The 20,452-nt window shown below is 62.3% G+C and carries 16 protein-coding genes and 6 pseudogenes; 8 read left to right on the forward strand and 14 right to left on the reverse strand.

Annotated features, from left to right (window positions below):
• Positions 1-207: 207 nt before the first annotated feature.
• From AYK65_RS17900 to traA, 4 genes are read right to left on the reverse strand one after another with little or no spacing between them, the layout of a single operon-like run.
• Complete coding sequence (locus AYK65_RS17900; RefSeq protein ID WP_081159258.1) at positions 208-816, reverse strand: TraH family protein; 609 nt, start codon at positions 814-816, stop codon at positions 208-210.
• A gap of 16 nt (positions 817-832) precedes the next feature.
• Complete coding sequence (locus AYK65_RS17905) at positions 833-1,996, reverse strand: conjugal transfer protein TraB (RefSeq protein WP_081159260.1); 1,164 nt, start codon at positions 1,994-1,996, stop codon at positions 833-835.
• Positions 1,986-2,552, reverse strand: coding sequence for a conjugative transfer signal peptidase TraF (gene traF / locus AYK65_RS17910; RefSeq protein WP_081159261.1), 567 nt, complete (start codon positions 2,550-2,552; stop codon positions 1,986-1,988). Before traF ends, AYK65_RS17905 begins: the two co-directional genes overlap by 11 nt.
• Positions 2,549-5,872, reverse strand: coding sequence for a Ti-type conjugative transfer relaxase TraA (gene traA / locus AYK65_RS17915; protein ID WP_081159263.1), 3,324 nt, complete (start codon positions 5,870-5,872; stop codon positions 2,549-2,551). The genes traF and traA overlap by 4 nt, the downstream gene beginning before the upstream one ends.
• Positions 5,873-6,126: 254 nt before the next feature.
• On the opposite strand from traA, the gene traC reads away from it, so the two are divergent.
• The 5 genes from traC to AYK65_RS17945 all read left to right on the forward strand — a co-directional run bounded on the left by traC (position 6,127) and on the right by AYK65_RS17945 (position 9,884).
• Positions 6,127-6,423 (forward strand): conjugal transfer protein TraC, encoded by a 297-nt coding sequence (traC, locus tag AYK65_RS17920; RefSeq protein ID WP_081159264.1) that lies wholly within the window; start codon positions 6,127-6,129, stop codon positions 6,421-6,423.
• 4 nt (positions 6,424-6,427) lie between these two features.
• The gene (gene traD / locus AYK65_RS17925) at positions 6,428-6,643 is read left to right on the forward strand and encodes a type IV conjugative transfer system coupling protein TraD (protein WP_081159266.1); all 216 of its coding nucleotides are present in this window, start codon (positions 6,428-6,430) and stop codon (positions 6,641-6,643) included.
• Positions 6,630-8,612, forward strand: a complete 1,983-nt coding sequence (gene traG, locus AYK65_RS17930) for a Ti-type conjugative transfer system protein TraG (RefSeq protein WP_081159267.1) — start codon at positions 6,630-6,632, stop codon at positions 8,610-8,612. Before traD ends, traG begins: the two co-directional genes overlap by 14 nt.
• 381 nt (positions 8,613-8,993) lie before the next feature.
• Complete coding sequence (locus AYK65_RS17940) at positions 8,994-9,434, forward strand: thermonuclease family protein (RefSeq protein WP_420810257.1); 441 nt, start codon at positions 8,994-8,996, stop codon at positions 9,432-9,434.
• A gap of 192 nt (positions 9,435-9,626) precedes the next feature.
• The gene (locus tag AYK65_RS17945; RefSeq protein WP_081159270.1) at positions 9,627-9,884 is read left to right on the forward strand and encodes a WGR domain-containing protein; all 258 of its coding nucleotides are present in this window, start codon (positions 9,627-9,629) and stop codon (positions 9,882-9,884) included.
• 150 nt (positions 9,885-10,034) lie between these two features.
• On the opposite strand, the pseudogene AYK65_RS17950 reads toward AYK65_RS17945, so the two are convergent.
• The 5 genes and pseudogenes from AYK65_RS17950 to AYK65_RS17970 all read right to left on the reverse strand — a co-directional run.
• Positions 10,035-10,265, reverse strand: a pseudogene (locus tag AYK65_RS17950) (hypothetical protein); the annotation flags it as partial.
• 333 nt (positions 10,266-10,598) lie between these two features.
• Positions 10,599-10,763, reverse strand: a complete 165-nt coding sequence (locus AYK65_RS32440; RefSeq protein WP_172402009.1) for a hypothetical protein — start codon at positions 10,761-10,763, stop codon at positions 10,599-10,601.
• 372 nt (positions 10,764-11,135) lie between these two features.
• Positions 11,136-11,365, reverse strand: a pseudogene (locus AYK65_RS33865) (hypothetical protein); the annotation flags it as partial.
• Positions 11,362-11,628: a type II toxin-antitoxin system prevent-host-death family antitoxin gene (locus AYK65_RS17965; RefSeq protein ID WP_081159272.1), complete on the reverse strand. Its 267-nt coding sequence runs from the start codon at positions 11,626-11,628 to the stop codon at positions 11,362-11,364. The pseudogene AYK65_RS33865 and the gene AYK65_RS17965, both read right to left, overlap by 4 nt.
• A 138-nt stretch (positions 11,629-11,766) precedes the next feature.
• Positions 11,767-12,078 carry a DUF736 domain-containing protein gene (locus AYK65_RS17970; RefSeq protein WP_028002734.1) on the reverse strand — a complete coding sequence of 104 codons (312 nt, stop codon included), beginning with the start codon at positions 12,076-12,078 and terminating at the stop codon, positions 11,767-11,769.
• Between the two features lie 457 nt (positions 12,079-12,535).
• Between AYK65_RS17970 and AYK65_RS32445 the strand changes: the two genes are divergently transcribed.
• Entirely contained in the window at positions 12,536-12,712 is a 177-nt protein-coding gene (locus tag AYK65_RS32445; RefSeq protein WP_172402010.1) for a hypothetical protein, read from the forward strand.
• A gap of 60 nt (positions 12,713-12,772) precedes the next feature.
• Here AYK65_RS32445 and AYK65_RS31805 read toward each other — a convergent pair.
• Positions 12,773-12,965, reverse strand: a pseudogene (locus tag AYK65_RS31805) (zincin-like metallopeptidase domain-containing protein); the annotation flags it as partial.
• A 78-nt stretch (positions 12,966-13,043) separates the two neighbouring features.
• On the opposite strand from AYK65_RS31805, the gene AYK65_RS17980 reads away from it, so the two are divergent.
• On the forward strand, positions 13,044-13,472 hold the full coding sequence (locus AYK65_RS17980) for a MerR family transcriptional regulator (protein ID WP_081159273.1): 429 nt from the start codon (positions 13,044-13,046) through the stop codon (positions 13,470-13,472).
• A 15-nt stretch (positions 13,473-13,487) separates the two neighbouring features.
• Here the strand turns inward: AYK65_RS17980 and AYK65_RS17985 are convergent, their stop codons facing one another.
• The 3 genes and pseudogenes from AYK65_RS17985 to AYK65_RS17995 form a co-directional block, all read right to left on the reverse strand.
• Positions 13,488-14,411, reverse strand: a complete 924-nt coding sequence (locus tag AYK65_RS17985) for an ArdC family protein (RefSeq protein WP_081159275.1) — start codon at positions 14,409-14,411, stop codon at positions 13,488-13,490.
• Positions 14,412-15,125: 714 nt separating this feature from the next.
• A pseudogene (locus tag AYK65_RS33870) lies at positions 15,126-15,214 on the reverse strand (antirestriction protein ArdC); the annotation flags it as partial.
• 557 nt (positions 15,215-15,771) lie between these two features.
• Positions 15,772-16,016 (reverse strand): annotated as a pseudogene (locus AYK65_RS17995) (ATP-binding protein); the annotation flags it as partial.
• A 198-nt stretch (positions 16,017-16,214) separates the two neighbouring features.
• Between AYK65_RS17995 and AYK65_RS31810 the strand changes: the two are divergent.
• Positions 16,215-16,292: pseudogene (locus tag AYK65_RS31810) on the forward strand (IS6 family transposase); the annotation flags it as partial.
• 78 nt (positions 16,293-16,370) lie between these two features.
• On the opposite strand, the gene AYK65_RS33035 reads toward AYK65_RS31810, so the two are convergent.
• The gene (locus tag AYK65_RS33035; protein WP_244560005.1) at positions 16,371-20,123 is read right to left on the reverse strand and encodes a Ulp1 family isopeptidase; all 3,753 of its coding nucleotides are present in this window, start codon (positions 20,121-20,123) and stop codon (positions 16,371-16,373) included.
• Positions 20,124-20,452: the final 329 nt, after the last annotated feature.

A 20,452-nucleotide genomic window follows, 5' to 3' on the forward strand; every position in this document is an offset into this window, starting at 1 on the left:
GGACGTCAAGGACCGCAGCGGGTCGGAAGTGTCGGTTGAACGAACGTCTCAAAAGTCCGCATCTGTGCCGCTGAACTCGACACCTGGATGGGCCGCTTCGGGCTCGAACGAGCCATTCCCGCCCCACGGCCGCAAAGGAGCCGGAAAGCGAAGTTGCGGGCCCTCATACTGCGGAAAAACAGAGAACAGCTTGAAGGCGTTCACACTTCATCTTCCGCCGATGCGGGAAAGGTCGATCCGCATCTCCGCCGATCCAACGGCATCGTTTTCAGGGCTTTCTGATTTGGGATCTGGAGCAGTGCCAGTGTCGCTGTCTTCCTTGTCGGAAGGCCGCACATAGTTTGGCGGCACGCTGCCACCAGGATCAGGAGCCTGAAACACGCTCACCCCTTCGAACTCACCCGTCTTCCAGGCGTAGACGGCATCCTCGAATATGTGGGGGAAGGCGTCTTGGCTCTTAGGATTGCCGTACCACTTGGCAACGATCCTCAGAACCTTGGCAAAAATTGACGTTCCCTTGCGAAGGTTTTTGCAGGCATCGACGAGGGCCGGCTGAAGGTCCGCTGCATTCTTCGCGCCGACGCCCGCCGGAAACTGTGTCAGGCCGACGCGCACTACCGCCTGACCCACATATTGCCTCACGATGGCCATCGCCTCGTCGGCCGAAGTGGCCTTTGGCACCAGGATCAACCGTCCCCCCGATTTGACGGTCACGGCGAGAGGGTCCGCGGAGCCCGCGGCCGACACGAATTGTTCGACGATCGCGGGCTTCAGGGTGGGATCGGCGCACTCTTTGATTAGGGCAGCGTCCAACACAGCGTCTCCTTGGGCTTCAGGTGTTGAAGGAAATAACAAGTGGTTTTGCAAAGAGCTTCGCCCATGCGACGGCACTCGCGCGCTGAATCGCGACGATGGAAGTCCCCTTGGTCCACCATCCGTTCCCAACTGCAACGATCAGGTCTGGGTCGTGGAGCATCGAGTGCAGTACCGGCCAGACGACGAGCTGCTCGTAGCAGATGAGTGGCGCTACTTGACGATCGCCCACAGTCGCAACTGGATTGGCGAAGAAATGCGCTCGGGCGCCGCCACTTGTCCCCAGCCAAGACCGCCATGGTTGCCACATGGAGCCCGGGACCGGCATTCGCTCGCGATAGAGGACATTGCCACCGCTATCGGAGAGCGTGACGAGCACATTGTCGTATCCAGCCGCATCGACCATGGCGGCGCCAGCGATCACGGAAATATCCGTGCTTTGCAGAGCCTTGACCCAGAGCCGTTCGACCGTCAGCGTCCAAAAGCCCAGGGCGCTTTCCGGCAGAACAATATTTCTGATGCCGCCGGATGCGCGGTCCGTCAGCGTGGCAATCAGATCACGGTGCCGCTGAATACTGGCGTCGCGGCCGAGCGATGACCCCATTTGCAGATCGACGCCCTGCCAGCCCTCAGGTAGTTTCGGATCGGTCCAGAAGGCGGCGGACCAGAGCCAAAGGCCTGCGAAGGCGATGGCAACAGCCGGCCACATGCGGGTTACGAGGCCCATGAGGCCGGCTGTCATCGCCACCAGTCCCGGCCATCCCCATCCGGGAAACAAAACGCCGGCCGCCGTGACAGGATGTGCCCAGCCCGTGATGCCCATTGGCGGTACAGCCATAAGCGCAGCGACTAAGAGATAGCGAACTGGTCGACGGTCAGGGCGCTTCGTCCAGAGCACGGTATGCACGACAACAAAGCTCCCCGAGGCGCACAGCCATAGCAATAAGCCCGGCCAAAGATCGGAGGCGTAGAAAGACGCGACGCCCTGCGGCAGACCACGGGATGCCGCCAGATAATATCCGGCCGAAACTATCGCCGCCACGTATCTCGATCGCGCATGCCCCCATAGGACGGGGAAACCCAGCGCCGCCGGAAGGAGCAGGACATTCCCGCTCCACCCAACCATTCCGGCAAGAACAGACGCGACGGTCAGCACTGCCGGCTGTAGGTGATCACGGCGCATAGGTCAGTACCTCTTGCGCCAGGCCGAGAATGCCGGCAGCCGGGATCGGACCGAAATAGCGGGAGTCGTAGGAGCCGGCGAAAGCCGAGTGCAGGAACACGCAATAGGCGGGCACGATCCCGCCCGAGAACGGCGTCATTGGCCGACCCCACGCGTCTCGCTGCGCTATGGTGGAGGAGGGAACCAGACGGCCGTTCACGGAGACGCTAGTACCAACTTCGACGCGCTGTCCTTCAACGGCCACGACCGACTTGATGAGCGGCGCAACGCCGGCCGAGCACAGGCCGGAGCGCAGGTAACCGCGTATACGTGCCTCCCGCATCGCTGCCGTTTGCGGCGGGCAAATGAAGACCAGGTCGCCAGCGGCGACCGGTCTGTCGAGCTTGACGATACGCCAGAGACCGAGAGGTTCGCTCGGCGTGAGATTGATCCGGTAGCCGCCGAACCAGGCGACCGAGATCGTTCCCAGCAACGCCATTGTGATGGTGGCGAAGCCAAGCAGGAGCGCTTTCTTGCGTCGCCTCCTCAACGCCGTTGCAATGAAAGGAATAGTCATTTCAGCGACATCCCTTGGCTCTTCGTCTGCCGCAGCGTCTCGGCCTGCTTGAGGGCTTCGGTGGTCCGCTGGTGTGAACTGAGTTTCTGCACTGCGCGCATCAGGCCCCAGGCAGACTCGACCTCCGCCTTCTGACCGGCGCTCATGCCGGCGGTGATCGTCTTGAAGGTCTCGCCATTCGCATCCTTGGCGGCCAAGGGCAGGAAGGTCCGCTCGCCGAAACGCTCAGCGACAGCTTTGGCAAATCCGTCCAGTTCCGCCTTCACCATTTTGTCGGCAAGCGCGAACTCGAGCGCCGACGGAAGGTCGTTGCGGTCGATGGCGTCCCGCACGCGCTCGAGCGTCTGGCGTGCATTGGGAGAGAGTGCCGGGATGTCAATCAACACCTTGCGGCGGACCGCCACTTCCTCCGCCTGATGGCGTTGTTCGGCCTGACTGCGCTGGCGCAGGTAATCGCCGAGACTTTGAGCAAGAGCGGGAACGTTGCGTTCCGCCCTCTCGCGATCCTGCTTATCGGCGCGGCTTGCGAGCAGGCCGGATTTCCCCTTGAGTGCACCAAAACTTTCCGGCTGGCCAGCGATCCTCGCAAGCGTCGAGTTGGCGAAGGTCTCATCCTTCAGCATGGCATCGACATTGACGGCCTTGAAGGCGGCTTCCGGCTGCGCATAGACGAGATGCAAGCGGGTCGAGACATCTTCCCATTGCTTCTTCAGACCGGGATCGGATTCGAGCTTATCGGCAACCGCCTGCTCGACCGATTTCGGGAATGTCGCGATGCCGGCAACCATGGGGCTGGCCTCCTTGCTGCTTTGCGAGTGGGTCGGTTTGGTGCTGGTGCCGAAGCCGAGCTTGGCGCCGATGGCGAGGAGCCGGTGGGCAAGATCGGCCAGTTTCTGCTTCTGGCGGACCGTCCACTCGAGCCGGTCGCGGGCTATCGTGCGGGCGACGTTGACGAGATGCAGCCCGCGCGCTTCGGCAAAGCGCAGTGCCTGGCGGTAGAAGGTGGCCCTCTCGTAATCGAGCGTGGTTTCCTTGGCATTCTTGCGCGACAGGATCTTGATCAGGCCGCCGGCAAACGCGAAGGATCGAGAGCCGTAATAGACGCGGAGATCCTCACGATGACGCGTCATCGCCACATAGGTCAGATGCCGATCGAGGGAGAGCGAAGCGAGCACCTTGACCCGGTCGACGGTGGCGCCTTGGCTCTTATGGATCGTGGTGGCATAGCCGTGGTCGAGATTGTTGTAGAACCGCTGCTCGACTGTGACCTGACGGCGGTGCTCGCCTTCGTCGATCTCGGCGACAATGCGCTCTTGAGCGGCTTCGACGACTTTGCCGAGCATGCCGTTCTTGACGCCGAGTGAGCCTTCGTTTTTCAGGAACACGATCTGGTCGCCGGGCGCAAAGTTGCGGTGTCCGTCCTCCGTCCGGAAAGCAAAACCTTCGCCAATAATGGCACGCTCGACGAGCTCGGCGCGTGCCATCTCGTTGAGCATTTGCACATCGCGTCTGAGGTGGGCGAGGATCAGTGTCGTCTTCGCCGGATCGTAGTCGCGGCTCCAGTCGGCTATAAGGGTATCGACAGCCTCGTCCTTGAGACGCAAACCGATCATTCGACCCTGAGCGGTATACGCATCGACGGCCTTGCGGATGTCGCCGCGGGCGAGATCGAGCGAAGCGTCGCGCATCCATTGCTCGCGCTGACGATAAATGGTTTCGAGCTCGGCATAACCGATGCGATCTGCAATCGCGCGGAACGCGGCCCCAGCTTCGATCGGTTGAAGCTGTTCCGGGTCGCCGACCAGGACAAGCTTGGCGCCTGACTTCGTAACCATCTCGACCAGGTGCGCCATCTGCCGCGACGACACCATGCCGGCCTCGTCGAGAACGAAGACAGTCTTTGCGTCGAGTTGGTTTCGGCCTGCACCCCAACGAAGCTCCCAGGACGAAAGCGTGCGCGACGATATCCCTGTTTCCTTCTCCAGACCTTCGGCGGCCTTGCCGGCAAGCGCGCCACCTAAAACATGATATCCGGCGGCTTCCCACGCCTCGCGCGCGGCTTTCATCATCGTCGTCTTGCCGGCGCCGGCGCGGCCGATGACGGCTGCAATCCGCTCGGATCCCGCGACATGCTCGATCGCTGTCCTCTGCTCCTCCGACAAGCGCGAGTGGGGTGCAAACGTCGCCTCCAACACTGCTTCCGGCACGCCATGCGAGGATCGCCTCGAAAGCCAGATCGCGCGGTTGGCCATCTCCGCTTCGAGCCGGATCAGCTCGCGCGTCGTGTACTTGGCCGGCACCCGGGCTCCGGTCGCAAATGCGATCCGCTCGCGCTCGAGACGGAGCGCTTCGGGGCTTTGGAGGACGCGAAGCATCAGGCTCTGAAACAGGGCACTATCATCGATATAGCGATGCAGGATCTTCGCAACATCTCGCTCATCGAAGACGCTCTTTTCGCGGGTGATCAGGTCGAGGACGATCTCAGGCCGGCGCTGAATGCGCCGCGCGTTCTCGCTTCGCCGTGCCTCCTGCAGCTCGATCCGTTCGAGCTTTGGTGACCCTGCCGACGACTGCGTCCTCGCCTGCTCCGCCTTGCGGCCGATGGCCGTTGCACCAACACCAATATGGATGGTCGGCTCCACTTCGATGCCTTGTTTTTCGAAGGATCGGCCATCGATACGAATGTCGAGACCGGCGAGTGCCAGATGCCGGTTCTGGCAGGCAAACCAGCCGTCGCGAAAGGCATTGAAGTCATCGAGACTTCCGGCCCAGAGCTCATAGACGATCTTGCCGGCGTCATTGCGGATCGGATTGCCGTCCGGTCCGAGAACCGCGACTTTCTTGGCGCCAAACCCGTCCTCGGTGAGCGGCCGAAGGGTCGTCATCAGATGTACATGCGGATTGCCCGGCGCATCGTGATAGACCCAATCGGCCACCATGCCCTTGGCGGTGATGTGACGCTCGACGAAGTCGCGGACAAGCGCGATGTTCTGCTCGGCGGTCAGTTCAATCGGCAGCGCAATCGTCACATCCTTGGCGAGCTGCGCATCGGAGCGCCTCTCGAACTCCTCGACTTTGTTCCAGAAGGCTTCCGACGCGCGGGAGACCGAGCGATCAGCAATCATCGAGCGCAGCCACTCCGGTGCGTCGGGAGGGATGACGAACTCTTCGTGCAGGAGGCCCTGCTTGCGGGTGTAGTCGATCGTCCGCGCTTCCCGCTCGTATTCCATCTTGGCGCAGTGGCGATAGGCCGCCGACAGCACAGCGCTGCGGCCGGAGCCGCGGGCGACGACACTGACGGAGAAATGCGGAACGGCCACGGCGGTCTGAGCTCCCGATTGCGAACAGATTCAACAGGTTCGTCGGGAGCGGCGGCCCCGCCGGGGGGCAAAAGCGGAGCGTCGCATCAGCGACGTATAACTGCGCCCTTGGAAGCCGCTCCTTCGGAACGGCCGGGATCATTCACCAAAGCATCGCCCTTGGCGATTGTAGGATTCACAGTAGTGCGTTCCGCACTCTGTTCGGAAAAACTGGCTTCGAAAGACAAGCTTTCTCAGCCAAGGAGCCGGACGGAATGAAGAAACCAACCTCGAAGATCCGCAACGAAATCGCCAAGCTGCAGGAACAGCTCAAGGCCGCGGAAACCCGCGACGCCGAGCGCATCGGCCGGATTGCCCTCAAGGCTGGCCTTGGAGACATCAAGATCGAGGAAGCCGAGCTTCAGGCAGCCTTCGAGAGCCTGGCGAAGCGCTTTCGCGGGGATCAGGGAAATACGACCGGAGGAAAGAAGGGTGCCGGCGACGGCATCGGATCGACATCGACCGCGGCGCTCGCGTCTGGCGCGGCTCAGGGCAGCAATGGCGAAGCTTGAGCGAATGGCGAGGACGACGACATCCGACGCCCGCAAGAAGGATACGCGGGAGAAGATCGAGCTCGGCGGCCTGATCGTGAAGGCGGGCTTGCGGTACGAGAAGCGCGCACTTTTGCTTGGAGCCCTGGTTGACCTTCGCCGTCGGCTCAATTCCAACGACGGCGAGCGGGCGCGGTTGATCGCGATCGGGGCGGAGGCCTTCGGCGATGACGGCGAATAAGCTTGCTCCCGCCGGCGCCCCGGTCGTGCTGATGGTTTTGGCCGTCATCGGCATGACCGGGATCGAGCAATGGCTGTCGACCTTGGGCAAGACCGATGCTGCAAGGTTGACACTGGGCCGGGTCGGGATTGCCTTGCCCTATGTCACCGCCGCGGCGATCGGAGTGATCTACCTATTCGCGAGCGCCGGCTCGGCGAGCGTCAAAGTGGCCGGCTGGGGCGCTCTAGCGGGAAGCGCGACAACGATGTTGGTCGCGACGACGCGCGAGGCGAACCGTCTCGCCGCATTCGCCGGGCAAGTGCCGGACGGCAAGTCCATCACCTCGTACATTGATCATGCAACGATGCTCGGTGCGACGGCGGCGTTGATGGTGGGATGTTTTGCGCTACGCGTCGCGCTGATCGGCAATGCCGCCTTCGCACGCGCCGAGCCGAAACGCATCCGGGGAAAAAGGGCGCTCCACGGTGAAGCCGACTGGATGAAGATGCAGGAAGCGGAAAAACGCTTTGCCGATACCGGCGGCATCGTCATCGGCGAGCGTTACCGGGTCGACAAGGACAGCACGGCGGCGCGCTCGTTTCGCGCCGATGATCTCGACACCTGGGGCGCCGGCGGCAAGTCGCCGCTCCTTTGCTTCGACGGTTCGTTCGGATCCTCGCACGGGATCGTCTTCGCGGGTTCGGGCGGTTTCAAGACGACGTCGGTGACAATCCCGACAGCGCTCAAATGGGGCGGGGCACTTGTCGTCCTCGATCCATCGAACGAAGTCGCGCCGATGGTGCATGAGCATCGCAAAGGCGCGGCACGCTTCATCCGCATTCTCGATCCGAAGGAACCGGAAACCGGGTTCAACGCGCTCGACTGGATCGGTCGATTTGGCGGGACGAAGGAGGAGGATATCGCCTCGGTCGCATCATGGATCATGAGCGATAGCGGCGGCATGCGCGGTGTGCGTGACGACTTCTTCCGGGCATCGGCGTTACAGCTGTTGACCGCGCTGATCGCCGACGTCTGCCTGTCCGGCCACACGGAGAAAGAGAACCAGACCTTGCGTCAGGTTCGGGCCAATCTGGCGGAACCGGAGCCGAAACTGCGCGAGCGGCTGCAGTCGATCTACGACAACTCGAACTCGAATTTCGTGAAGGAGAATGTCGCCGCCTTCGTCAACATGACGCCGGAAACCTTCTCCGGCGTCTACGCCAATGCGGTCAAGGAAACGCACTGGCTGTCATACACCAACTATGCCGCACTCGTGTCGGGTTCGACTTTCTCGACCGACGCGCTTGCGGACGGCAAGACCGACGTGTTCATCAACATCGACCTGAAGACGCTGGAGACACATTCCGGTCTTGCGCGCGTGATTATCGGCTCGTTTCTCAACGCGATCTACAACCGTGACGGCGCGGTGAAGGGCAGGGCGCTCTTCCTCCTCGATGAGGTGGCGCGCCTCGGCTACATGCGGATTCTGGAGACCGCGCGCGATGCCGGGCGAAAATACGGAATCACGCTCACCATGATTTACCAGTCGATCGGCCAGATGCGCGAAACCTATGGCGGCCGCGATGCGGCGAGCAAATGGTTCGAAAGCGCGAGCTGGATCTCCTTCGCCGCGATCAACGATCCGGATACGGCCGACTACATCTCGAAGCGTTGCGGCATGACCACCGTCGAGATCGACCAGGTCAGCCGCAGTTTCCAGGCGAAGGGATCGTCACGCACGCGCTCGAAGCAATTGGCCGCTCGACCGCTTATCCAGCCACACGAGGTGCTGCGTATGCGCGCCGATGAGCAGATCGTGTTTACGGCCGGCAATGCGCCGCTTCGATGCGGCCGAGCAATCTGGTTCCGGCGGGAAGACATGAAGGCTTGCGTCGGAACGAACCGATTTCACACGATTGGAAAGACGTCGGAAGCCCGCCTGATCCAGCCGGCGCGCAGTGCAACGAGCAAGGCGGATCCAGGAGAATGAAGAGTATCGGAGAAATCAGCGTGAGCGACCCCCAACGGGCGGGATTTCGGGAATTCTCGTCGTGCGAGGGCGGGAAACAGCGCAGCCGCAGGAGCCTCAACATTGTGGCCCGAAGGGGAGGCGGGACCGACTGCGCCCCGCACCTCGCACACGGCTTTATCGGCCGTACCGGGTTGTCGGTAAACCCGGACGAAACCATGGCCGTCGTACCGTTCGGCGAAATGCATGGAGACTAAATTGGCGCAAAACAACGTGATGCCATTCCGGAGGCCCCGGAAGGCCGGCGGCGGCCGCCGGCAAGAAATACCCGCTAAGCGGAAGCGACCCCGTGTGGCTTATCCTCGTCGTCGCGGAGGACCAATCGCGATCGTCGGGCTCGCGATCATTGCCGTCGCTGGATTCCTCTCAGCTTACGGCACAAGCAACCTCACGAGCCTCCTGGCCTTGGCCAACCCCTCGACAGCGGATTCACAGTCAGCTTCGTTTTCGATCTGCGGCGATAGCCGTCACATCAACTGTGTCGTCGATGGCGATACGTTCTGGTTCGAAGGCGAGAAAATCCGCATTGCCGATATCGACACACCTGAGTTGAGCCCTCCGCGATGCGAGGCCGAACGGACAAAGGGGGAGGAGGCGAAAACACGCCTTCTCGCCCTGCTCAACGCGGGGACATTCTCGCTTTCGCCCGGCTTACGAGATGAGGACAAGTACGGGCGCAAGCTGCGCACGGTGACACGAGCCGGGCGCTCGGTGGGGAGCACGCTCGTTTATGAGGGTCTCGCCAGGCGCTGGGACGGTGAGAGACACGGATGGTGTGACTGAGGGGTCGCGAGAGGATCGTCACCCGACGGGGCGGAGACCGCGGGCGGGCTCCGTGAGCGCAGCGAGTAGAGCCGTGCGCCGCAGGCGTCGCGCCCAAGCCCTTCGCATATCATCACCGATGTGAATCGATCCATGCCCATCGATTCATAAGTGTCGTTGGACGCGACTCCCCGGATCAGCGATCCTGACGTCATGATCTCGCAACCCTACCGCCTCTACGTCGAACGCTCGGATCCCTCGAGGAATATGGCCCGCTACTATGCCATGTCTATCGAACCGAACCTGTTCGGGGACATCTGCCTGCTTCGGAAGTGGGGCCGCATTGGAACCAGAGGGCAGATGATGGTCCATCATTTCCGCCGGGAAGAAGAAGCGGTCCGGCTGTTTCTCGATCTGCTCCGACGGAAACGAAAACGCGGTTATCGTCCGCGCGCTTCTATGTCCATATGAAAAAATCCGCCGAAGCGGTGCTCTACGGCGCCTCAGCGGCGCCGGTTCCGGTCGGTCTCGAACGACACCTCGACCTCGACGAAGAATAGGATCGTGATGGCCAGCTAAGGCCTAGCTTTCCGTTGCGGAAGAAGTGGCTAATCACCTTGTCTCGGTTTCGCCGTCCAACTGATATTCGGCGAATTCGTCCTCTCCGGTGAGAACGTTCCGCTCCAACGCCATGATGGTCCGGACGCGCGCGGTGGCGGCATCCAGTCCTTCGATCAGGCGATCATGGAGCTCTCGCGAGAAGTCGGTATCGCAGCCGAAGCGGTTGGCGAGAACGAGGAGCCGGAAACCGGAGAGCGCGGCGACGAGGGTAAGGTTCTGATCAGTTGTCATTTGTGATCTCCTTCATCTTTATGACGGAGATCGGCCACTCCGTGGCAAAGAGGGGTCAGGGATCGCGGAATGCGACTTGCAAGCGGGGGAACCGATTTTTCTGAAGCGCAGTGCAACGCAGCGGCGGAAAAATTGGGGAGACCGCGCCGTCCTTGACGCCGGATTTGCTGGAGTAAAATAGGAGGTCAGAGAGAGAAGAGCCCCGCGTACCCGAAGGGAACGCGACCCTTCCCGGCGCGAGCCGGCGGGGAGCGTCGAGGGGTGAAATCCCTGACAGCCGGGCGGCCGGTCGATCCGGCCGGGCCAAGCTCACGGGATGGAGATAAGCCTCGATCAGAACGGAGGCTCGGCGCTTACACGGCCGTCCTGCTCGGCCGAGATCACTTCGCGTTCGGCCTCGGCGAGTTCAAGTTCGGCCTCGATCTGCCGACGCTCGTTAGCGTCGACGGCGTTACGCAGCTCGGCGCGCAGTTCTTCGATGTGCTGTTCGATGGTCATCGTCATCTCCTGTAGTTTGAGAAGGATGACGACCGCGGGCGTGGCGACAGGGCAGGGTCAAGGAGCGCGAAGCGACCGCACCGCGGCGGGTGGGGGAGCCGAAATGCGCCAGCATTTTGGAGGAACCGCGAAGTCCTTGAGGCTGCCCTTTCACCACGGCAAAATGGCACTGTCTGAGCAGACCCTACCTCTCGGCACCGAAAAGCCAGAAACGGGCTCAATGCCTGTTTCCGGCTTCTGCGATGAGGATTGGCCCTGCTTGGCGAGCGGGGGCCGGTAGCTCCTCAGTCCCGATTCGGGCCGCCCCCTTAGCGGCCCCAGCGGCAAAGACCGGGACGATCCGGCCGCATCTCCCAAGGCCGGAACAGCCGCGGCCCGCCGCTTCTCCATGGCCGAAACTTCAGCCGCGAAGCGAGCCAGCTCGGGCTGCTTGGTGGTGATCGGGAAAAACAGAACCAGGTCGCCGTCAGGTCGGGCAAGCCTCACGCCGACGGCGACTGGCCGATCCTTTTGCCCCTCTGTCTCGCCTTTCGGGCTTGCCGCGCCCATAAACAGGGATAACGGATGACCGTCGCGGTCTGGATGTCATCATAGCTGCTCATCGGTTGGTCTCGTCGGTCCCCGCATAGGCGTCCACCGCCGCCTCGAATTCGTTGAGCAGCTCACTCGGCTTGGTTTCGAGTGTGCCGACTGAACGGGCATCGGATTGCCGCATCAGCCGTTCGTAGTCATCGATGTTAAGAAGGACGAGGCGCGGCTTGTTGCGTTGGGTGATCGTGACCGGATGGCGCAACGCCTCGGCGATGATATCGCCGGACTTCCGGGAAAGATCGCTTGTCGAATAGGTACCACCGGTGCGGGGCATGCTGATCTCCAGATGTGTTTGCCGACCGCACTATAACTTCGGAACCAGCACAAATCCGGCATTTACAGCATTGTTGTAAATACTGTGCATTTCGGCGGTTAAGGCCCCGCCTGGGCGGCGAGGCCTTAACCAATAATATCAATCCCGGTTCGGGCGCGACCAGATGAGTTGGAAGCCATCTTCGCCTTCGACATCCGTCAGTGTCGCGTAGATCGGAGCCGGAAAGCTCGGGTCGTCGAGCTTGACCGAGAGGTAGTCGCGATCCGTCTGTTCGGAGCGCTTCTGCCAGGCAGCGCCCAGTTCGACGGCGCCCGCGTAGATGCGGAAGTGCGGGCCTTTGTCCGAGGGATTTTCGATGCGGGCGATGCGAGCCTTGACGTTGAGGGCGAGAGTGCGGATCGAGCCGGTGAAGCCGTTTTCGTTTGCGGTGAAGGTGCCGATGGTAGCCATTGTCATGTTCCTTTCCTTGTTTCGGGCCGCGCCCTTCGCGGCCTCGATGGCTGTCGCAAAGACCCGGGACGATCGGACCGCACCTGAAAGGCCGGAACACTGTGGAGGGCGGCCGGAAGAACTTTGTTGTTCCGCGAGGAATGGCGGCACAGCCGTCAGGGGGAGAAAGTTCTGGAGGCCCGTTGCGGGAAGCCGATCGAGGCGAAGCCGTTCTTCGGTCAGACATGCCTCATCGAGCCCGCAGAAGGGAGCGCTGGCAACCATGAGGAGAAGGAGCATGGCAACGGCGACTTGCAGCGTACCATCGCATTTGTTCGAACGGCTCACAGGTGAAACCGCTCCGGATGCCAGGTCGTTGCGGTGAACATCTCCGCATCGATCTCGGCAGACTCGCCGGTTGCGTTGGTCCATGCGCGGGAAATCGTTGCGGCGCGATTCGTTCTGCCGAAGAGGACCCATGCGCAAGCAGACAAAGCCGTTCACCGTCGAAATCAAGCCGTCTCGCAAGCCGAAATCCGGCACACAGAAGACGTCGATCTGGGGAAAGTTGGACCTGCGAACGGAGGAATATCTGCAGGTGACGACCGAGCCGGTGGCGGAGTCCGCCACCGCCGCTGGCGGCGGGCAGTCCTGATCCACGCAAGACCGGGAGCTGCATTAACCTAATCAAGCCGCCTGTCGGTCTTGGCCACCCGGGCTGAAGATCGTGAAGATAGGCAACGGCACGCTGGGCATGCGCCGCGGCGTGGAAGATCGCCCGTTTGTCTCCTCAGGACGGTGAGCCAGGACTGAAGGTAGGACGCGTGATCCGGCCGCGGCTCGAGTTCCGGCGCGATGCCGAGATCAGCGCAGAGGCCGTTCCGTGTCGCGATGCATTCATATCGGGCCTCGCTTTCCTTGCCGAACTCCTATCCAAGCGCTAGTGTGCAGTCTGTAGCAACTACAGGGTCAAGAGGGTATTTGCGATGCGTGATCACGCCGGGGTGACAGGTATGCAGCGGGCCGAGCTCGCCCGGCGGACGGGCTGCAATCTGGAGACGGTGCGCTATTATGAGAAGGTCGGGCTGCTGCCCGAGCCGCCGCGCACGACGGCGGGTTACAGAAGCTATGACGGCGCGCACGAGCGGCGGCTTCGCTTCGTCCTGCGGGCGCGCGAGCTCGGCTTCTCGCTTGATGAAATCCGCGAGCTCCTGCGTCTCGTTGACGAGCGTGACCGGCCCTGCGCCGAAGCACGAGACGTCGCGGCCGTCCACCTTGCCGACGTCCGCGCGAAGATCGCCGACCTCAAGCGCATGGAACGGGTGCTGAAAGACGTCGTTGCCCAGTGCGGCGACGGCACGCTCCCGGAATGTCCGCTGATCGAGACGCTGTTCCAGGAGCGCAACGCTATCTGATCGAGCTGGGGGCGCCTATGCGGCGCCCCGGACCTCGTGCTGGCGAGCGCCGGCCTGCTGCGCGTGCATCCAGTCGGCGATCTGCTGCGCCTTGCTGGCGGCGGTGAAGATGGCGCGCTTGTCGGAGCGTAGCACCTCGAGCCAGGAAGCGATGTAGCGGGCATGGTCGGGCCGCGGTTCGACGCTGAGGCTGAGATCGGCGCAGATCATCGCGCTCAAGAGCTCGACTGTGCATTCCTCCATCGCATAGGCGGCCGAGCCGAAGCGTCCGGAGAGATCGCGGTCGAGGCGGTGGCTGGCGCCGGAAGCGTGGCCGCATTCGTGAAGCAGCACGGCATAATAGGCGAGGGCGTCACGGAAGCAGGCGAACTCCGGCATCTGCACGTGATCCGTAGATGGGCGGTAATAGGCCTGCGAGCCGCCGTGGCGGATGTCGATGTCGAGCGCCGCACAGAAGCGTTCGGCCCGCTCGATTCGCTCGGCCTCGGGCAACACTGGCATTGCGGGTGGCGTGTAGCCGTCGACCTGCGCGCAGTTGAACACGGTATAGCCGCGGGCGAACATGCGCCGGCCGGGCTCGTCGCGATCCGCTTCGCCGTCCTGATCGTCCGCCTCGCCGCGATCGGTGGTCTTCCAGAACACGACAAGGTGGCCGCGTTCGCCCTTGCGAACCTGGGCGCCGAGCGCCTGCCATTGGCGGTAGGTGCCCCAGATGCCGGCGGGATAGCCGGCCGCGTGCGCAGCGGCCCAGAGTGCGACGACGTTGACGCCGCGATAGGCCTTGCTTGAGGCGATGTTGACGGGAGTGGTGATGGCCGATCCGTCGTGATGCCAGGGCATCCGGTACTCGCCGGCGCCGGCCTCGATGGCGGCGATGATCTGGCTGGTGACGCGCTCGTAGACATCGGTCGGGGTCTGGGGGGTGCGATCTGTGGTCATTGCTGCCTCCTTAAGCTCGCCCTCTCCGTCGAGGGCGAGGCGGCAGGGGCAGACGCGGGAGGCCGGCCCGTCACACCCTGTTCTCGGTGCTGGTGCGGAACAGGGTTGATGGGCTGGCAGCGTCTGCCACACCCGAGCCCTGCCTCGACGGGCGAGCTTAAGGAGGCGCAGACCATGATCGGCGCGCGGAACATGGCCGGGATGATACGCGGCTCTCAGCCGGCGTCGTCTCGCGGCGAGGGCTGCAAGGCGACATCCCTGGGGTCAACGGATCGGGCGGCGACAGCACAGCTCAATAAGCTGAGCATCAGGAGCCAGACGCAGTCCGAACCCCGTCTATGCTGATCAGGACCGCCATCATTCGCTCGAGGTCCCGCTGGAGGATACTCCGCTGAAGATGGGACAGCCGCTTCTCCTTCAACAGGCTCCTGGCTTCTTGCGCTGAACGGGCCCAGGCGGGCCGATGTCTTGCGGTGATGCAGGCATTGGGACAAAGGGTCGGCTGGCACAAGGCTGTCAGCGGGCCTTTGGCATCAGTTGCCTGCTTCAGGCAGGGAGCCAGCATCAACGAAGGCGTTCAACTTGCCCGGCGCTATCCAGGCCGGCCTCCGCCAGCTATGTGGGAGCGCTGCGGCCGGCCTGGATAGCGCCTCCGTCAGTCCTGTTGCATCGACGCAGCAGGACACTGAGAGTCGGTGCAGACTGTCAAGATAAGGCAATCAGTTCCTCGCGTGCGCGCTCGCTTCTACCTTGGCATAGCGGGAGAGATCACGGCCGATGCGGCTGGCGGGCGCAGTCCAATGGACGTTATGCCGATATCGGCATAAGTCGCATTATGCCGGGTTCCGGATTATGCCGCGCCACGGTTTAGGGGCGAGAGAGAAGCATGCTTCCAGTAAAGGAGCTCGGCATAGAACGCTTGCGGTCTGTCCCGGACGTCGATTCAGTCAGAGATAAAATTCGTAGAGGGGTGGGAGGCAGACGCGTGTGTTCAACCGATTGCGAATGTGATTATTTCGGGAGAATCGTGGCATAAGTCTACTTCATCAAAGTCGCCGAATTGCTGTTCGATCTGCGGGCCCGATTCTTCCAGCATGTTCCGCAAGGTGTCGATGTCGAGAAACCATAAGGTGCTCTGACTCACCTGCGGCAAGCATTGGTGCTCTGCGTTTCGAAAGCAAAACAGCCGCCGCATGCAAGGGCGCGTCGAACAACTACGAGAAAATCCCGCAGTTCTTCATCGTTTACAATGGTTTGGAATGCATGCCCAGTCATGACGGTGAGATCAAAGTCGGCTGTGAATCTGGCCGACTGAAGGCTCCCCAGGCCCAGTCAATGTCCATACGCCTTCGTGCGCGGTTTAGCATGGTGTTTGACGTTGCTTTCGCAAGCTCTCGCCGGACAGTTCGATGCGGTAGGCGTTGTGGACAGGCGGTCGAGGATGGCATCGGCGATCGTTGGATTGCCGATCATGTCATACCAGTGATCGACGGGCACCTGGCTGGTGACGATGGTGGATCGTTTCTCGTAGCGGTCCTCGATGATCTCCAGGAGATCGCGCCGCTGCTCGTCCTTGAGCTTCTCGGGACCCCAGTCGTCCAGTAATGTTGTGCTGCACATTACCCGATTAACGTGCACTGCGCAGAGATGTGGAGCTGATACCGCAAGAGCCCGCAGACGCGCGACTTCCCACGATACAACTCCACATAACTGAGCGTCTACAAGCGGCAGCCAGCCTAACATCCCGCCATCATAAACGATGACGTCTGATCTTTTGCCGATGACCACCGCTTTCCCGCCGAGATCATTGCGCACGCAGTATGGCTCTAGTTTCGCTTTCCGCTCAGCCTGCGCATGGTTGAGGAATGGCTCGCGCTCCGTACGTGCGGGCGGGCCACCGATCTCCGCCTCGGAAACATGACGTCTAGCGCTGATCTGCTTGACGGTAGCCACTGAGACTCAACGCCCCGCGTCAGATCGCTCTCTGCTTCTGAAGGAAGCCATTAGCTCGGCTCGGGCCTGATCGGAGCCTTGTCTGATGGGCAGCGCGACTCCTGGAACAGCCCCATGACCGAGTCGGTGTTGGAGTGCCTGCCGATCGATGACGAGGTTGTCGAGGTGCAGCCTGGCTGGCTGCCGCCTTTGCCCCAGTCGTCCGACCAGCGCCCTCGTGCCGTCAAGCACAAAGACGCCGCAATCATAGCGGTTCTGCTGCTGGGTTATGCGGACCGGCTCCTGGCGGGCTCCCAGCCGTTGTGCGAGCTGTGCCGCGGGCTGGTCGTTGAGCCGCCCGGCGGAGTCGTAATGATAGGCAACCGGCCTTTCCCGCTCGCGTCGATCAACCAGCAGCAGCGACCAGTGGGTGCCGCGGCGTTGAGGATCGGTAGCGCTGGCATCGTTGACAGGCAGGAACAGGAAGTCGGCTGTATCATTGCCATTGCGATCATAGACGATGCGCTGGAAAGCCCTGAGGGCGGCATTATCGGAGCCCAGGCGCAGATGGTAATGGGCTATCAGCGGGTCGACGAGCCGCGTTCGGGCGGCAAGATCTGGATTGTCCCTCTGCAGCTCCTGCGCCAGCAGCTCGTAGTCTCTCTGGATGTGCCGATCCCCCAGCCATTGCGTGGCGTCGAGCGCCAGCCCGCTGCGGTCGTGAGACGAGGCTTGCGGATCGAGCGCCTTAACCTGAGCGTCGGAGGCTGTACCTAGAGGCGGGGCATAATGGGCATCATCACGTAGCTCGGCCGGTGTGGACGGCAAATCGACCAGGGAATCAAGACCGCGGTAGATATCAGACGAGCGAGCTGACGCGGACCGCCGAGCTGGCCCCATGTCCTGACCCGACTGCGGCGACGGCCCTGACCAGGGGCGGTCCCAACCGGCAGGTCTTTGCCTTCCGGCTTGGTCCACCTCCTGCCAAAGTTGCGACTGATTGTAACTTTCCTGCGAGGCGGCGGGCCTTACCCCCCAATCGGCCTGCTCCCGCGAGCCAAACTGTGGCGCGAGGTCCGGGAGCCTGCCATGCGCAGCGCTCAACGCCGAGGAACCTTCGCCAGGCACGCTCGATGACGGCGATGGCCCGGCAATCGATCTCGACCTGGCAGCGTCCGACCGCGGCGCGGAGCCGGCATCGTCCTGCAAGTCGACGATGTCATCAAGACCGGCATAGATCTGCGATGATCTACGTGACGAGCCGGGCTGGGCAATTGCCGAGCCGGCAACTGCGGTCCAATGGCCCGAGCCGCTAATGTCAGCATCCTCAGCCAGTTGCCCGGGCGGGAGCGCATTCAGATCAAAATCCGGACGCCGATAAGGTGTGGGCGACAGCGGCGCAAGGGCGGCGAAGGTCGAGGACGAGCCGGCACTTTGAGCAGGCGAGGATGGGGCCGGCACGGGGGCCAACTGTGGCGGGAGCAATGTCGTCTGATGGAACTGCGGCACATCGGTAGTCGTTGGCGGACCAGGCTGTGCGGCCTCTTTTTCATGGAAGGCTCGCAGCGCGTCCCAAGCCGAGGCCGCTTGCCCATGGGCTGCCAAGCCCAGCGCATTGTTGGCTGCGACCATTTGCCGATATCTCTGCAGAAAGTTCCAAGCTGTGCCGAAACCGGGGCCTGCGTTCTTCTCGTACTCTTCAACTGCCCGGCTCAGCACCGCGGGTTCAATCTGGGCAATGCCCTTGCCGAAGTTCTGACTAAGCCAGCTGTTGAAACGACCCAAAGTACTCCGATAGTTATTTAGCGTGCTTTTTCCGTACCCGCTTGCAGCTGCCTTACATGCATCTTCGATCACCTGGTTCTCTTCGCGGACCGAGCGCGATCTGGCTGTTGTGACAGTCTGTCCGGCATAGGCTTGCCGGAGCCTTCGCAACGCCACGTTGGTGTCGCCCAGTAGTACGGCATCGTTGCCCGCAAAGTCCTTCGCCAGACCGTCCAGCTGCTCGTCCTCAATCCGACCGTTGATTTGGCTCTGGTGGTTCTCGTCAAGCCATTTGCTGAACTTGCGCAGCGCCGTTATATCGCCAGCAATCGAGCTTTCACTCACCTTGGCTGTTTTACCCGCCTCGGCACGGTAGGCGGCAAAAAGCGCCTCGTCCGGGTGCTCGCGGCCGCGCTTTCGGCTGCGCGTTTGCTGAACGACGGAAGCTTGGTGCGGTGCCGCGGCCGGCATTGTATGGCGCGCGCCGGTCAAATCGCCTCCCATGGTTCCTTCTTTGAGGCCGGCAGCCTGGGCAAAGAGTTCCTCATCATACTTGGTGCCAGGTCGAACATTCGAAGCAGCCGTCACAGGCTGTACGACAGAAGCTTCCCGGAGCCTCTTCAGCGCCGGATTGATACGCGCGCTCTCGTGCTCCGCGAAGTCCTTCGCCAGCGCGTCCAACCCCGGGTCCTCAATCCGGCCGGCGATCTGCGTCCGGTGGTTCTCGTCAAGCCATTTGCTGAACTTGCGCAGCGCCGCTAGATCGCTCCTCACGGTTGGTTCTTTGACCACGGCTTTTGCCCGGTATTGGGCGAAGAGTTCCTCATCGTCCTTCGTGCCGGGTCGAACAGTCGAAGCAGCCGTCACAGGCTGTCCGGCAAAATGCTGCCGGAGCCTTCCCAACGCCACTTTGGTGTCGCTCAGTAGTACGACATCGTTGCCCGCAAAGTCCTTCGCCAGGCCGTCCAGCTGCTCGTCCTCAATCCGACCGTTGATTTGGCTCTGGTGGTTCTCGTCAAGCCATGTGCTGAACTTGCGTAGCGCCGTTATACCGCGAGCAATCGAGCTTTCACTCACCTTGGCTGTTTTATCCGCCTCGGCACGGTAGGCGGCAAAAAGCGCCTCGTCCGGGTGCTCGCGGCCGCGCTTTCGGCTGCGCGTTTGCTGAACGACGGAAGCCTGGTGCGGTGCCGCGGCCGGCATTGTATGGCGCGCGCCGGTCAAATCGCCTCCCATGCTTCTTTCTTTGAGGCCGGCAGCCTGGGCAAAGAGTTCCTCATCATCCTTGGTACCAGGTCGAACATTCGAAGCAGCCGTCACAGGCTGTCTGACAGAAGCTTGCCGGAGCCTCTTCAGCGCCGGCTTGATACGCGCGCTCTCGCGCTCCGCGAAGTCCTTCGCCAGCGCGTCCAACCCCGGGTCCTCAATCCGGCCGGCGATCTGCGTCCGGTGGTTCTCGTCAAGCCATTTGCTGAACTTGCGCAGCGCCGCTAGATCGCTCCTCACGGTTGGTTCTTTGACCACGGCTTTTGCCCGGTATTGGGCGAAGAGTTCCTCATCGTCCTTCGTGCCGGGTCGAACAGTCGAAGCAGCCGTCACAGGCTGTCCGGCAAAATGCTGCCGGAGCCTTCCCAACGCCACTTTGGTGTCGCTCAGTAGTACGACATCGTTGCCCGCAAAGTCCTTCGCCAGGCCGTCCAGCTGCTCGTCCTCAATCCGACCGTTGATTTGGCTCTGGTGGTTCTCGTCAAGCCATGTGCTGAACTTGCGTAGCGCCGTTATACCGCGAGCAATCGAGCTTTCACTCACCTTGGCTGTTTTATCCGCCTCGGCACGGTAGGCGGCAAAAAGCGCCTCGTCCGGGTGCTCGCGGCCGCGCTTTTGGCTGCGCGTTTGCTGAACGACGGCAGCCTGGTGCGGCGCCTCGGCCGGCATTGTATGGCGCGCGCCGGTCAAATCGCCCTGTTGATTGGCCGCAGGCCGATATGCGTCCGCGACGGCGTGAGGGAGGTTCACGCCATCGGGTGCGCTTCCAAATCCCGTGGCGGGCAGGTTGACCCGCGGCGGCGGGATGGAACTCAAAGCTTCGTAACCGCCCCCAATCGCTGCGCGGCTCCGCGGCTGATCGACACTTTGCGCGGGTGAGTGGACCACCCGCTCCGCATCCTGCCAGAACTGCGCCGAAGCGAAACTTGCAGCCGGCAACGGCCCGGCGCGGTCGGCGGCGGCAAAGAGCTCGTCCTGGTCAAAACTCTGCGCAGGTGAGTGAGCTGGTGGAGCAAAGGGCAAGTGCGAACCGCCTTCCCCGGCGTCCTCCTCTTGCAGCATCCTCGGTCCAACCGCAT

It is taken from the genome of Ensifer aridi (genome assembly GCF_002078505.1).
In the GTDB taxonomy this organism is placed as follows: Bacteria; Pseudomonadota; Alphaproteobacteria; order Rhizobiales; family Rhizobiaceae; genus Sinorhizobium; species Sinorhizobium aridi.